We start from the raw sequence: 13,409 nt of genomic DNA, 5'->3' as shown, positions 1-13,409 counted from the left end.
CAGGATGCTGGTCTCGGGGTGCACGTCGATGACGACCGTGCCAGGCACCAGCGAGGTGAACTCGGCGATGATGGTGCGTCGCAGGTCATCGTGCAGGTGCAGCTGCACGTCCACCAGGCTGCCCCGCCCCACCGGGCGGGGACGGATCGCCAGCCAGGCGACGTGCCAGCTGGCCCGCACCAGGTCGAAGGCAAAGCGTGCCAGCAGCACCGCTGTCTTCCACGGGTGCACCCGAAGTTGAGCGGTGAGCGAGGGCATCGGGAAGAGCCACTGGATGAGCATCGCCAGCAGCAGGCCGCTGATCACGTTCATCCAGGTGACCTGGCCCATCAGCATCACCCACACGACCGCCAGCGCGACGGTGGAGGCATTGCGTCCATGGTTGAACAGGTGCGGGCGAGCCATCAGCGACCTCCCGTCGTCATCACGTCGGACACATAGCCGGCACGATCGGCGAGCTGGCGGGCAGCGTCATCGGTGTAGCCGAACAGCGGCCCCGCCACCACCGTGAACAGGCAGCTCAGCAGCACCAGCGCGGCGCTGGGCAGCACGACGCTGCGCGGCAGCGGTCGGGAGGCCACCACGGCCTCGGCCTGGTCGCCGGTGACGTCGGCGCTGCTCCCGTCTGCGGCGGTGACCAGGGCCCGGGGTGTGCGCCAGAAGGCACGGCCCCAGACGCGGCTGATGGCATACAGGGTGAGCAGGCTGGTCACCAGGGCCCCCGCCATCACCGTCCACGCCAGCCAGCCGCCGTGGTGGGCGGCGGCGTCCAGCAGTCCCACCTTGCCCAGGAAGCCAGACAGCGGCGGGATGCCGGCCAGGTTGAGGGCCGGCAGGAAGAACAGCAGCGCCAGCCCGGGCGCCATCTTCAGCAGGCCACCCAGGTGGTCCAGCGAGGTGGAGCCGCCCCGCAGCTCGATCAGGCCGATCACCAGGAACAGCGCCGTCTGCACCGTGATGTGGTGGGCGGCGTAGAAGATGGCCGCCGAGTCGCCCTGTACGTTGCCGACGGCCAGGCCGAAGACCATGTAGCCGATGTGCGAGACCAAGGTGAAGGAGAGCAGACGCTTGATGTCGTCCTGGGCGACGGCCCCGAGGATGCCGACCACCATCGTCAGCAGCGCCGCCCACAGCAGCACCTGGTCCAGCCGCCCGTCGGGGAAGAGCAGGGTCTCGGTGCGGATGATCGAGTAGATTCCCACCTTGGTCAGCAGGCCGGCGAAGACCGCCGTCACCGGCGCCGGGGCGGTCGGGTAGGAGTCCGGGAGCCAGCCCGACATCGGAAAGACGGCCGCCTTGATGCAGAAGCCCACCAGCAGCATCGCGTGCAGCATCAGGTTGGTGGCCAGCGGCAGGTCGTCCAGGCGCTGGGCCAGCTGGGCCATGTCGACGGTGCCGGTTGCGGCGTAGACCAGGCCGATGGCCAGCAGGAAGATGATCGAGCTCACCAGGTTGACCACCACGTAGTTGGCGCCGGCGCGCACCCGCGACTCGGTGCCGCCCAGGGTGAGCAGCACGAAGCTGGCGAACAGCAGCATCTCGAAGCCGACGTAGAGGTGGAACAGGTCACCCGAGAGGAAGGTGGTCGAGACCCCCGCCGAGAGCACCAGCAGGGTGGGGTGGAAGATCGGCAGCGGAGCTCCCCCGTCCTCGAGGTCGTCGGAGGCCACGCCCTGGCCCATGGCGTAGAACATGACGCCGGTGGTCACCACCGAGCTGACCAGCAGCATCAGGGCACTGAGCCGGTCCACGACCAGGACGATGCCGTCGACCGGGTGCCAGCCGCCCACGGCCACGGTCAGGCGCTCACCGTGGCTGGCGGTCACCAGGAGGGTCGCGGCGATCGCCACCACCGCCAGGAAGATGGTGGCGGTGATGATGCGCTGCAGCACGGTGCGACGTCCGGCGACCACCGTGAGGCCGGCACCGATCAGGGGCAGCACCACGGGCAGCGGGACGAGCCAGGCGGCCGTCATCGTTCGATCTCCTCGAGCTCGCCGGGCTCGTCGCCGTCCGGCATGGGTTCGGGCGGGGCGTCCTCGACGTCGTCGGCCAGGGCGTGCGGGTCGGCGGTGTCGGTGTAGTCGGACCCGGAGATGGCATTGGTCTCCGCCATCCGTGCGATGCGCTCGTCCTCGGGGTCGTTCTCGACGGTGTCGGTCTCGGCCAGCTGCCACTGCCGGTGCACCAGGGAGAGCACGAAGCCGGTCATGGCCAAGGTGATGACGATGGCGGTGAGCACCATCGCCTGCGGCAGCGGGTCGCTGATCCCGCCGGGCCCGACGATGACCTTGCCGAGCTGGTCCTTGGTGACCAGCGGCACCTTGCCCGAAGGGCCCGATGCCACCATGAAGACCACGTTGACGCCATTGCCCATGAGCATGATGCCGAGCAGGGCACGCACCAGGCTTCGGGAGAGCAGCAGCACGACGCCGCAGCCGAACAGCGTCCCGGCCAGCAGCGAGAGCACGAGGTTGGGGCTCATCGTCCCAGCTCCTTCGGTTCGACGGCGCCGATGACGCCGCCACCCTGCACGTACTGGAGGTGACGGCCCGGGTCCTCGTCCAGGGCGGCGCCGAGGCTGCGCAGGATGTCGAGCACCAGGCCGATCACCACCAGGTAGACGCCGATGTCGAAGAAGACGCTGGTCACCAGGTGCTGGTCACCCACCAGCGGCAGGTGGAAGTCGAAGGTCCAGCTCTGCAACACGTCTCCGCCAGCGATCATCGAGGCGAGCCCGAAGCCGGCCGACAGGAAGAGCCCGGACCCCAGCAGCACACCGGGCATCACCGGGGCGGCGGCGCGCAGCTCCTCGCCGCCACCGGCCAGGTAGCGCACCACGAGCCCCATGCCCGCCACCAGGCCCGCGGCGAAGCCGCCGCCGGGCGCGTTGTGTCCGGTGAACAGCAGGTAGAGCGACCACAGCATGATCGTGTGGAAGACGATGCGAGTGACGACGGCGAAGATCAGCGAGGCGCGGCGGTCCTCGGTGTCGGTTCCGGTGGCCAGCCATCGGGCGCCGGTGTTGTTGCCGCGCTCGTCGCGGATGGCGGCGACGTCGCGACGGTTGGCCTCGACGCGCTTGCTGTTGCGAAAGACCAGGCTGGCGATGCCGGTGGCGGCCACCAGCACGACCGAGATCTCGCCCATGGTGTCCCAGGCACGCATGTCCACCAGGGCGACGTTGACGATGTTGCCGCCGCCGCCGAAGGTGAGGGCGCCGTCGGGCCAGCCGATCGAGGACGGCGGCGCCGTGCGGGCCGATCCGGCCACCAGGGTGGCGAGCGCCACCACCAGGCCGGAGGCGATCCCGAAGGCCACCCTCAGGCCGCGCTCCCAGGCCGGCGGCTCCTCCTTGAAGCGGGCCGAGAGGTGGCGCAGCACCAGCACGAAGATGACCAACGAGATGGTCTCGGCCAGCACCTGGGTCAGCGCCAGGTCGGGCGCGCCCTGGATGAGGAAGACCATGGCGCAGGCATAGCCGGTGATGCTGACCAGGATCACGGCGCGCATCCGTCGGTGGGAGCGCACGCTGCTGAAGGCGGCGACGGCCGCGACCAGCACCACGGCCAGCTGGGCCGGCTCGTCCCAGGCCAGCGGGTCCATCCGGAGCCCGGTGCCGGCCAGACCGAGGGCCGAGGAGACGACGAAGACGCCCAGGATCAGGCTCAGGGACAGCGGCAGCGATCCGCGCTGCATGAAGCCGGTCACCTCGACCGAGACGCGGTCGAGGGCGCGCATGCCCAGGCGGTAGGCGGAGACGGCGGCCGGCGGGTGAGGCAGGGCGCCCTGCAGGCGGGCGACGCGCCGTCGCTGCCAGGCCATCACGGCACCGGCGGCGATGGTGATGGCGGTGAGCAGCAGGGTGGGGCCGAAGCCGTGCCACAGCGCCAGGTGGATGGGGTGGTCGGAGGGCTCGAAGAGTTCCCGGTAGGGGCGCACCAGTGCCTCGATGGGGGCGGCGGCGAATCCGAGGGCCAGGCTGCCGATGCCGAGCAGCAGGGGCAGGGCGGTGGCGGCAACCTTCGGCGGGTGCAGTTCGGTGGGTTCGACGTCCTGCTTGTCGAACCAGGCACCCCACAGGAAGCGGGCGCTGTAGGCGAAGGTGAGCACCGAGCCCAGGACCAGGACGGCCAGCATCCAGCGGGACCACGGCTCAGCCCCGTGCAGGTAGGTCTCGTAGACGGCCTCCTTGCCGACGAAGCCGGCCATCGGGGGCAGCCCGGCCATGGAGGCGCAGCACAGTGTGGTGGCCACCACCAGCCACGGCATCCGCCGCGCCAGGCCGGACAGGGAGCGCACGTCGCGGGTGCCGGTGGCGTGGTCGATGGTGCCGACCGACAGGAAGAGCCCCGCCTTGAACACGGCGTGGGAGATCAGCATGGTGATGCCGGCCAGGGCGGCGTCGTGGGTGCCGGTGCCGACCAGCACCATCATGAAGCCGAGCTGGCTGACGGTGCCGTAGGCGAGCACGAGCTTGAGGTCCACCTGGCGCAACGCGCGGTAGCCACCGATCAGCATGGTGGCGCCGCCGAGCACCAGGATGGTGGGGCGCCAGGCGTCGGCGGTGGCGAAGCCGGGGGCCAGCCGGGCCACCAGGTAGACGCCGGCCTTCACCATCGCCGCGGCGTGCAGGTAGGCCGAGACGGGGGTGGGTGCGGCCATCGCGCCGGGCAGCCAGAAGTGGAAGGGCACCTGGGCCGACTTGGTCATGGCCCCCACCAGCAGCAGCACGACGGCGACACTGACCAGCGGGCCCCGCGGGGCGGCGGCAACCAGCTCGGCCAGGTCCCAGGTGCCGGCCTCGACGGCCAGCAGGACCATGCCGCCCAGCATCGCCAGGCCGCCGGCGGTGGTGACCACCAGCGCCTGGGTGGCGGCATTGCGGCTGTCCTCACTCTTGATGTAGTGCCCCACCAGCAGGTAGGACAGGATCGTCGTGAGCTCCCAGAACAGGTAGAGCAGCAGCAGGTTGTCCGACCAGACCAGGCCGGTCATCGCCCCGGCGAAGGCGGTCAGGTGCGCCGCGAATCGTCCCAGGTGGGGTTCATCGGCGTCGAAGTAGGCGCTGCAGTAGGCCAGCACGATGGCGCCGACGATGCCCACGACCAGGCTCATCACCAGGGCGAGGGTGTCGATGCGCAGGTCGATCGCCAGGCCGATGGAAGGCACCCAGGGGCGGCGGTAGATGGGTTCCTGGCCGGCATTCACGGCACTGAGGTGGGCGACGGCGAAGGCTGCGGTGGCCACGGAGGGTAGGGAGAGCAACCAGAAGGCACGCCGACCGAGGTGCGTGATCAGGAGGGGTGCTGTGACGGCCGCGAGCAGGTGCAGTGCCAGAACCGTCAGCATTCATCATCTCCCGGGGCGACGCGGCGGCCCGTCCGACGCGCTGTCGGACCAATTCTACAAGCCGCGGCCAACCGGCGGTCGCCATTGCGACGCAGTGAGATGCCGACCCTGGTGACGGCAACGGGGCCGGCCGCTGGCATCTCAGTGCCCGGCCGCGGAGGGCACGGGCCGCACGAAGAAGGAGCCGACGGCAGCCACCGATGCCACCAGGCCGGTGACCAGGAAGGTGGTGGCGGCCCCCTCCCCCAGCCCCTCGGGCGCCCCCATCCCCTGGGCGATCCGACCGGCGGCCACCCCGGAATAGGTGGCGATCATGAAGGCGGTTCCCATGGCGGCGGCCAGCTGCTGCAGGGTGTTGAGGATGGCCGAGCCGTGGGCGTGCAATTCGTCGGGCAGCGATCCCAGGCCGGTGGTCATCAGCGGCGTGTAGACCATCGACAGGCCCACCGAGAAGATCACGTGGACCGCGATGACGAAGGCCAGGGAGCTGCGGTGGTCGACGGTGGCGAGCACCAGCAGCGATGCGGCGACGATGATGGCCCCGGGGACCACCAGCAGCCGCGGCCCCACCCGGTCGTAGATGCGTCCGAACAGCGGCGAGAGCAGGCCTTCCAGCAGACCGCCCGGCAGCACGGCGAGCCCCGAGACCAGTGCAGTGGCCAGCAGCGACTGCTGGATGTAGAGCGGCAGCACGTTGAGCGCACCCAGCAGCGCGGCGTGCACCAGCAGCAACACTCCCAGGCAGAGGGAGTAGTTGCGCACGGTGAAGGGGCGCAGGTCGAGCAGGGCGTCGTCGGTGCGCCCCAGACGGACCTGGCGCCGTCCGAAGACCAGCAGGCTGGCGGCACCGAGCGCGAACAGGCCCAGCGCGATGCGTCCGCTGGGTCCGCCCCCGAGGATGGCCCCGATCGAGCTGATGGCATAGATCAGCCCGCCGAAGGCGACGGCGGACAGCAGCATGGAGACGATGTCGAAGCGGGAGCGCCTGGTGACGCCGACGCTCGGCATCACGCCCAGGCCCACCAGGCCGGCGCCTCCGACCAGCGGGACCATCAGCCAGAAGATCGTGTGCCAGGTGGAGAAGGACAGCACCAGCCCGGCCACCGACGGGCCCAGGGCGGGTGCGACTGCCATCACCACCGAGATCAGGCCCATCACGGTGCCGCGCCGCCCCACCGGAACGACGCGCATCACGATGGTCATCAGCAGCGGCATCAGGATGGTGGTGCCGGCGGCCTGCAGCACGCGGGCCAGCAGCAGCACCGGAAAGCTCGGGGCCAGCGCGGCGCCGATGGTGCCGGCCAGGAAGAGCCCGAGCGAGGCGGTGAAGTTGGCGCGGGTGGTGAAGCGGTCGATCACCCAGCCCATCGCCGGCATCAGCACGGCCATGGTGAGCATGAAGCCGGTCATCAGCCACTGGGCGGTGTTTGCCTCCACCCCGAGGTCGCCCATGATCGCCGGGAGCGCGACCGCGAGGGTGGTCTCGTTCAGCATCATGGCGAAGGCGCCGAAGACGAGCACCCCGACGGCGAGCTTCGCCTCGCGGGTCATCTCGGTGGGGGCCGCGGGAGTGCTCGCGGACTGTTCGCTCACCGTCTGCGTCCCTGCACTGCCCGCACCAGCACCACCAGGCCGATGATGGCGTTCACCAGACCCAAACCGCCCAGGCCGGGCGAGTCGTCGGACTGCCCGACCGACATCACCAGCGCACCGAGGCCGATCAGGTGCAGGCCGGCCAGCAGGCACAGGATGGTCCACCAGGTCGCGGTGCGTCCGGAGGGACGGCCGTCACCGCCGGTCACAGGGCGTGGGCCGCGAGGCGGGCATGGTGGGTGTGTGTGGGCAGGACCTTCATGGCGCTTCCTTCGTGCATGTGTCGGGGCACAAGGATCCTACTTTGCGGTCAAATCCGGGGTACCCGCCACGCCCGCACAGGACCCCGGTCCCACTGCGCACGTGGGAGACCGACCGGGCAGGTCGTGCAGCACGTGCCCGGTGGGGTCCCGACGTGCCCAGTGGGCAGGAAACCCGGGACATCCACACAGGTGTCTCTGGCTCGGCGACCTACTCTGGCAGTGTGAACACGCTCGAGACGTTGATGGCCGCCCTCACTTCCGAGGAGGCGCCGGTGCGCCAGCAGGCAGCCCTGCACCTGGGGATGGCCGATGCCAGCCCGCTGATGTGGGAGCTGGTCGACCAGATGGCCGCCGAGCCCGACGACTTCGTCCGTGAGACCCTCATCTGGGCGGTCGTGGCCCGGCCACAGGCAGCGACGCCGGTGCTCGTCGCGGCGCTGGAGCGCGACGGCGTCCCCAAGGAGCCGGTGCTGCACGCGCTGAGCAAGATCGGTGACCCGGCCACCACGCCCGCGATCCTCCCCCACGCCTCGGACCCCGATCCGGTGGTCGCCGCCAAGGCCTGGTGGGCGCTGGGCCGCATCGCATCCCCCGAGAGCCTTGCCGTGCTCGTCGGGCACCTGGGCTCGGACAAGGCGGAACTGCGCCACGGCCTGACCCGGGCGCTGCTGCAGTACGGCGAACCGGCCATCGACGCGCTGGCCACCGCCCTCGACAGCGAGGACGCCGCCGTGCGCTCGCACGCCGCGGAGGTGCTGGTCGCCTTCGCCGACCCGAGCCGCGCGGGCACCGCCGAGCGACGCGCCGGGCGCGACTTCTCGCACAAGGCAGCCGAGGTGCTGCGGGCCGCGAAGGCGCCCGAGGTGGATGGCGCGCTGCTGCTGGCCACCGTCACCGACGACCGGCCCGGGCTGGTCGGCGCGGCGCAGGAGCTGCAGGACGAGCGCGCCTGACCCGTCCGTCGGCGAGGTGACGCGGCGACTCAGTCCCGGGGCCGGTGCAGGTCGATGCGGGTCGAGGGGTCGACGCCGAAGTAGGCCGCCGGGCCACCGGCACGCAGCATCGGCAGGGCGGCGGCGGTGTCGAAGATGCCGTCCGGCAGCAGGGCCTGGTCGATGTGGACGGCGACGACCTCGCCGAAGGTGACCCACGTGCCCACCCCGTCGCCGGCACGGTCGGTGAGTTCGAGCTGCTGGGTGACGCGGCACTCGAAGTTGACCCCGGCCGCGGCCACCCTCGGCGCGGACACCTCGACCGACTCGGCGGCCAGCAGTCCGGCGCGCTCGAACTCGTCCTCGTCGGTCGGGGCGCAGGTCTGGTTCATCTGCTCCAGCAGCGGACGGCTGACGAGGTTCCAGGTGAACTCGCCTGTCGCGGCGCAGTTGGCGACGGTGTCCTTCCAGCCGATGCTGGCAAAACCGATGATCGGCGGACGGTGGTTGAAGGCATTGAAGAAGGAATAGGGCGCCAGGTTGCGGCGACCGTCGGCGTCCCGGGTGCCGATCCAGCCGATGGGGCGGGGAGCGACGATCTCGTTGAAGGGATCGTGGGGCAGGCCGTGGCCGTCGGCGGGACGGTAGAAGTGCATCGACATGGGCCCATCGAACCAGCTGGTGGCCACGCCTGTCCCGGGATGGTCACCCCTCCGATCCGGAGACTCAGCTGAGCTCCTCGACCGGCGGGAAGACCGGGAAGACGCCCTCCTCGACGGGAAAGCCCTCCAGGTAGGAGAGCCTGCCGTCGTCGATGAACAGCGCCAGGCCCAGCCCCTCAGCCTCGCCGGCCAGCACCGTCCGCGGCCCTGACGGGTCCCCGGGATCCAGTTCGATGCTCGGGCACGCACCGCAACCGCAAGTCCTGTACACCATGGCCCCGGGGACCTGGACGAGCCACGCGCGGCGCTCCTCGTCGGTGGGCTGGGGATCGGCCGTGCCGTGCAGGACCATCCACTGGAGTGTCTCGCGCTCCCTTGCGGTCAGGGGACGCGGCGGGGCGGGCTGGTCACCGGCACTGGTCATGCCGACATGCTGCCAGAGATGACGATCAGCCCGTCCTGCCGCACCCCCTCAATTGCGCCAGAGCCCCCTCGTCCCGATGGTGCGGGCCAGGCGCAACAGCCGCTCGTCGGCCCGCGGCGACAGGTGGCACCAGTAGGTGGGATTGGCCTGCTCGTCCAGCACCGGCACCTGGACGCGGTGCGGGTCCGCGCCGAGCTCGGCCAGCGCAAGGTCGGTGCTGAAGACCGGCAGGCTGGAGGTGCGGGCGATCTCAACCAGCGCGTCGGGCTCCTGGACCAGGAAGTGGGCGCGCGGCATTCGGGAGCGCACCAGCTCTGCCCAGAAGCCGATCCGGGAGTGCAGCAGCATGGTCTCGCCGTCGAGCTGGTCCAGCCGGATGCCGGGCAGTGCAGCGGCCGGGTGGGCGGGTGGCACCGAGAGGAAGAGGTGCTCGACGCCGCAGCGGAAGCCCGGCACGTCGTCGGGCGGCGGCTCGGTGCTGATCCCGACGTGGACCTCGCCCTCGGCCAGCGCACGCGAGACCTCGTCGAGGCTCCCAAGCCGGGAGGTGATCGTCAGCCCCGGGCAGGCCGCCTCGATGCGGGGCAGCAGCCGCCACAGCGGCGCCGGGGCGCAGGAGACGACGTCGATGGTGCGGCGGCGCCGGTCGAGCTCGGCCACGGCGGCGTGCATCTCGTCGAGCTCGGCCAGCACCCGTCGCGCATGGACGGCGGCGAGCTCCCCGGCCTCGGTGATGGCGACCTGGTTGGCGCTGCGCTCGAACAGCGGCGAGGGGAAGGCCCGCTCGAAGCGCTGCATCGAGCGCGACAGGGCGGGCTGCGACAGGTGCAGCTCGTCGGCGGCCGCAGTCAGCGTCCCGTGCTCGACGACGGCGAGGAAGTGACGCAGCTGCTCAACGGTGACCATGCACCAAGGTTATGCCAGCCTGACCGATCGGCACTGTTCTCCTGCCACAGCGGCACGCAGACTGGCGGCACAGCACCCCAGAGCAAGGACGAACACCATGACTGCACAGCAGACCGTCACCCTGAACAACGGCGTCGAGATGCCCCTGCTCGGCTTCGGCGTCTTCCAGGTCCCGGACGCCGCCGAGTGTGAGCGCGTCGTCAGCGAGGCCCTGGAGGCCGGCTACCGGCTGATCGACACCGCCGCCGCCTACGGCAACGAGGAGGCCGTCGGCCGCGCCATCGCCTCCAGCGGCATCGCCCGCGACGAGGTCTTCGTCACCACCAAGCTGTGGATCCAGGACGCCGGCGAGAAAGCCGCCCGCGCCGCCTTCGAGACCTCGCTGTCGAAGCTCGGCCCCGACCGGCTCGACCTGTACCTGATCCACCAGCCCTTCAACGACTACTACGGCTCCTGGCGCGTCATGGAGCAGCTGCTCGACGAGGGCCTGGTGCGCGCCATCGGCGTCTCGAACTTCTACCCCGAGCGCCTGGTGGACCTGGCGCTGAACGCCAGCGTCGTGCCGGCCGTCAACCAGGTGGAGCTGCACCCCTTCTTCCAGCAGGCCGACGCCCTGGCCACGATGAGCAAGCTGGGTGTCGCCCCGCAGGCCTGGGGCCCCTTCGCGGAGGGCCAGCACGGCATCTTCACCCACCACGTCCTCAGCCGGATCGGAGAGGCCCACGGCGTCAGCGCAGCCCACGTCGCCCTGCGCTGGAACATCCAGCGCGGCGTCAGCGTGCTGCCCAAGTCGGTGACCAGCGAGCGCATCAAGGCCAATGCCGACGTGTGGGGCTTCGAGCTCAGCGCGGCCGAGATGGACGAGATCGCCGGGCTCGACCTGGGCCGTTCGGAGATCATCGACCACAGCAGCCCCAACACCGTCGAGATGCTCAACGGCCTGCGCATCCACGACTGACCCGTACCCCGAGCACCCACAGGAGGAGACATGACTGACCAGATCGCCGTCCTGATCGGCACCGGCAGCATCGGCGTGGCCATCGCCCGGCAGTGCGCCGTGGGCCGCACCCTCGTGCTGGCCGACCTCAAGCAGGAACAGCTCGACACCCGCGCCGAGGAGCTCCGCAATGAGGGCTTCACCGTCGAGACGCACCTCGTCGACGTCAGCAGGCGCGACCAGGTGGAGGCGCTGGCCGCCTTCGCCGACGGCCTGGGCACCGTCACCCGCGTCGTCCACGCCGCCGGCGTCTCCCCCAACCAGGCACCGCCCGAGGCCATCGTCGCGGTGGACCTGATGGGCACGGCCTTCGTGCTGGACGCCTTCGGCAAGGTCATCGGCGAGGGAGGTTCGGGCATCGTGATCGCCAGCCAGGCGGGCCACATGGGCTCCTTCGACGCCGAGCTGGAGCAGCAGCTGGCCTTCGCCGGGCTGGACGAGCTGGCGGCCCTGCCTGCCCTGGCCGAGGTGGACGACTCCGGCGCGGCCTACATCCTGGCCAAGCGCGCCAATGCGCTGCGCGTGCAGGCGGCTGCACTGGCCTGGGGCGACCGGGGGGCGCGGGTCAACTGCCTGAGCCCGGGCATCATCTCGACGCCGCTGGGCCGTCACGAGATGAACGGCCCGCAGGCCGGGGCCTACCGCGTCATGCTGGACCGCTCCCCCGCCGGGCGGATGGGCACCCCCTCCGAGATCGGTGGCCTGGCGGCCTTCCTGATGGACGAGCGCGGCGCCTTCGTCACCGGCTCGGACATCCTGTGCGACGGCGGCGTCATCGCCGCGATGCGCGGCGGCCGGATCGGCTGAGCAGGCTCGCGGCGAGCATCCGGGCAATCTCCTCCCGCCCATACCCCCCATGGGTACTTGATACCGGTACCCATGGGGGGTACTGTCCTATACATATACCCCGCTGGGGTACTTGCAAAGGACGAGCCCCGAGGAGGGCACTGATGACCACCCCCGCACTCCCGCGGACCACCATCGACCTGGCACCCGAGGCCGGCTCGAGCGAGGTGGAACTGGACCTGGTGGGCATGACCTGCGCGTCGTGCGCGAACCGGATCGAGAAGAAGCTCAACAAGCTCGACGGCGTGGAGGCCAGCGTCAACTACGCCACCGAGAAGGCCCGGGTCCAGATGCCCGTCGGCACCACCGTCGAGGACCTGGTGGCGGCCGTCGAGGCGGCCGGCTACCAGGCCCGGGTTCCGGCCACCGAGACGGCGACCGGCGCCGCCGACTCCCCGTCCGAGGCCGGTCAGGAGCCCACCGACCGGGCCCTCGACTCCCTGCGTACCCGCCTGCTGGTCTCCGCCGTGCTGACCATCCCGGTGGTCGCCATGGCGATGGTCCCGGCACTGCAGTTCACCCACTGGCAGTGGTTGAGCCTCACCCTGGCCTCCCCCGTCGTGGTCTGGGGTGCCTGGCCCTTCCACCGGGCGGCGTGGAAGAACCTGCGCCACGGTGCCACCACCATGGACACCCTGATCTCGATGGGCACCTCGGCCGCCTTCGGCTGGTCGGTCTACGCGCTCTTCTGGGGCGAGGCGGGCATGCCCGGCATGAAGCACCCCTTCGAGCTGACCATCGAACGCGGCGACGGCAGCGCCAACATCTACCTGGAGGCCGCCGCCGGCATCATCACCTTCATCCTGCTCGGCCGCTACATCGAGCACCGCTCGAAGCGACGGGCCGGTGCGGCACTGCGCGCCCTGATGGACATGGGCGCCAAGGACGTCGCCGTGCTGCGCGACGGCCGCGAGGTCCGCGTCCCGATCTCGGAGCTCGCCGCCGGTGACCACTTCGTCGTGCGCCCCGGTGAGAAGGTCGCCACCGACGGCATCGTGACCGAGGGCAGCTCCGCCGTCGACGCCTCGATGCTGACCGGCGAATCCGTGCCCGTCGAGGTGGGCGTCGGCGACCAGGTGGTGGGTGCGACGGTGAATGCCGGCGGACGGCTGGTCGTGTGCGCCACCCGGGTGGGGTCCGACACGCAGCTGGCCCAGATGGCCCGGATGGTGGAGCAGGCCCAGGCCGGCAAGGCCGACGTCCAGCGCCTGGCCGACAAGGTCTCCGGGATCTTCGTGCCGGTGGTGATCGTCATCGCGCTGGCCACCTTCGGCTACTGGTGGGCCACCGGGAGCGGGCTGTCCGCCGCCCTGACCGCCGCCGTGGCGGTGCTGATCGTCGCCTGCCCCTGCGCCCTGGGCCTGGCCACCCCCACCGCGCTGATGGTGGGCACGGGACGGGGCGCCCAGCTGGGCATCCTGGTCAAGGGCCCCG

Annotated in this window: 13 protein-coding genes; 4 read left to right on the top strand and 9 right to left on the bottom strand. The window is 70.9% G+C overall.

Features of this window, described 5'->3' with window-relative positions; genetic code table 11:
• The 6 genes from ACHFFZ_RS12035 to ACHFFZ_RS12010 all read right to left on the bottom strand — a co-directional run.
• Positions 1–405 (bottom strand): Na+/H+ antiporter subunit E (locus ACHFFZ_RS12035; RefSeq protein WP_394276850.1); only part of this gene is annotated, 405 nt, incomplete at its 3' end.
• The gene (locus ACHFFZ_RS12030; RefSeq protein WP_394276849.1) at positions 405–1,976 is read right to left on the bottom strand and encodes a Na+/H+ antiporter subunit D; all 1,572 of its coding nucleotides are present in this window, start codon (positions 1,974–1,976) and stop codon (positions 405–407) included. The genes ACHFFZ_RS12030 and ACHFFZ_RS12035, both read right to left, overlap by 1 nt.
• Positions 1,973–2,485, bottom strand: a complete 513-nt coding sequence (locus ACHFFZ_RS12025) for a Na(+)/H(+) antiporter subunit C (RefSeq protein ID WP_394276848.1) — start codon at positions 2,483–2,485, stop codon at positions 1,973–1,975. Before ACHFFZ_RS12025 ends, ACHFFZ_RS12030 begins: the two co-directional genes overlap by 4 nt.
• Positions 2,482–5,352, bottom strand: a complete 2,871-nt coding sequence (locus tag ACHFFZ_RS12020) for a Na+/H+ antiporter subunit A (RefSeq protein ID WP_394276847.1) — start codon at positions 5,350–5,352, stop codon at positions 2,482–2,484. Before ACHFFZ_RS12020 ends, ACHFFZ_RS12025 begins: the two co-directional genes overlap by 4 nt.
• 141 nt (positions 5,353–5,493) lie before the next feature.
• Positions 5,494–6,945, bottom strand: coding sequence for a DHA2 family efflux MFS transporter permease subunit (locus ACHFFZ_RS12015; protein WP_394276846.1), 1,452 nt, complete (start codon positions 6,943–6,945; stop codon positions 5,494–5,496).
• On the bottom strand, positions 6,942–7,154 hold the full coding sequence (locus ACHFFZ_RS12010) for a hypothetical protein (RefSeq protein ID WP_394276845.1): 213 nt from the start codon (positions 7,152–7,154) through the stop codon (positions 6,942–6,944). The genes ACHFFZ_RS12015 and ACHFFZ_RS12010 overlap by 4 nt, the downstream gene beginning before the upstream one ends.
• A gap of 275 nt (positions 7,155–7,429) precedes the next feature.
• On the opposite strand from ACHFFZ_RS12010, the gene ACHFFZ_RS12005 reads away from it, so the two are divergent.
• Complete coding sequence (locus ACHFFZ_RS12005; protein WP_394276844.1) at positions 7,430–8,161, top strand: HEAT repeat domain-containing protein; 732 nt, start codon at positions 7,430–7,432, stop codon at positions 8,159–8,161.
• A 29-nt stretch (positions 8,162–8,190) separates the two neighbouring features.
• Here the strand turns inward: ACHFFZ_RS12005 and ACHFFZ_RS12000 are convergent, their stop codons facing one another.
• The 3 genes from ACHFFZ_RS12000 to ACHFFZ_RS11990 all read right to left on the bottom strand — a co-directional run bounded on the left by ACHFFZ_RS12000 (position 8,191) and on the right by ACHFFZ_RS11990 (position 10,132).
• Positions 8,191–8,802, bottom strand: coding sequence for a flavin reductase family protein (locus ACHFFZ_RS12000; RefSeq protein WP_394276843.1), 612 nt, complete (start codon positions 8,800–8,802; stop codon positions 8,191–8,193).
• Between the two features lie 64 nt (positions 8,803–8,866).
• Positions 8,867–9,226 carry a hypothetical protein gene (locus tag ACHFFZ_RS11995; protein WP_394276842.1) on the bottom strand — a complete coding sequence of 120 codons (360 nt, stop codon included), beginning with the start codon at positions 9,224–9,226 and terminating at the stop codon, positions 8,867–8,869.
• Positions 9,227–9,274: 48 nt separating this feature from the next.
• Positions 9,275–10,132: a LysR family transcriptional regulator gene (locus tag ACHFFZ_RS11990; protein ID WP_394276841.1), complete on the bottom strand. Its 858-nt coding sequence runs from the start codon at positions 10,130–10,132 to the stop codon at positions 9,275–9,277.
• A gap of 97 nt (positions 10,133–10,229) precedes the next feature.
• Between ACHFFZ_RS11990 and ACHFFZ_RS11985 the strand changes: the two genes are divergently transcribed.
• From ACHFFZ_RS11985 to ACHFFZ_RS11975, 3 genes are all read left to right on the top strand, one after another.
• A complete protein-coding gene (locus ACHFFZ_RS11985) occupies positions 10,230–11,090 on the top strand; it encodes an aldo/keto reductase (protein WP_394276840.1) in 861 nt (286 codons plus the stop codon).
• A gap of 30 nt (positions 11,091–11,120) precedes the next feature.
• Entirely contained in the window at positions 11,121–11,936 is an 816-nt protein-coding gene (locus ACHFFZ_RS11980; protein ID WP_394276839.1) for an SDR family oxidoreductase, read from the top strand.
• Positions 11,937–12,079: 143 nt separating this feature from the next.
• Positions 12,080–13,409, top strand: a 1,330-nt coding sequence (locus ACHFFZ_RS11975) for a heavy metal translocating P-type ATPase (RefSeq protein ID WP_394276838.1), incomplete at its 3' end; no start/stop codon positions are given.

The organism is Luteococcus sp. (assembly GCF_043424415.1).
GTDB lineage: Bacteria > Actinomycetota > Actinomycetes > Propionibacteriales > Propionibacteriaceae > Luteococcus.
This window is presented reverse-complemented; position numbering and strand designations above follow the sequence as displayed.

Excerpts from the sequence above, each read along its gene's own strand:
- ACHFFZ_RS11985 (WP_394276840.1), top strand. The coding sequence starts at position 10,230 with ATGACTGCACAGCAGACCGTCACCCTGAACAACGGCGTCGAGATGCCC.
- ACHFFZ_RS12000 (WP_394276843.1), bottom strand. The coding sequence starts at position 8,802 with ATGTCGATGCACTTCTACCGTCCCGCCGACGGCCACGGCCTGCCCCAC.
- ACHFFZ_RS12020 (WP_394276847.1), bottom strand. The coding sequence starts at position 5,352 with ATGCTGACGGTTCTGGCACTGCACCTGCTCGCGGCCGTCACAGCACCC.
- ACHFFZ_RS11980 (WP_394276839.1), top strand. The coding sequence starts at position 11,121 with ATGACTGACCAGATCGCCGTCCTGATCGGCACCGGCAGCATCGGCGTG.
- ACHFFZ_RS12025 (WP_394276848.1), bottom strand. The coding sequence starts at position 2,485 with ATGAGCCCCAACCTCGTGCTCTCGCTGCTGGCCGGGACGCTGTTCGGC.
- ACHFFZ_RS12030 (WP_394276849.1), bottom strand. The coding sequence starts at position 1,976 with ATGACGGCCGCCTGGCTCGTCCCGCTGCCCGTGGTGCTGCCCCTGATC.
- ACHFFZ_RS11995 (WP_394276842.1), bottom strand. The coding sequence starts at position 9,226 with ATGACCAGTGCCGGTGACCAGCCCGCCCCGCCGCGTCCCCTGACCGCA.
- ACHFFZ_RS11990 (WP_394276841.1), bottom strand. The coding sequence starts at position 10,132 with ATGGTCACCGTTGAGCAGCTGCGTCACTTCCTCGCCGTCGTCGAGCAC.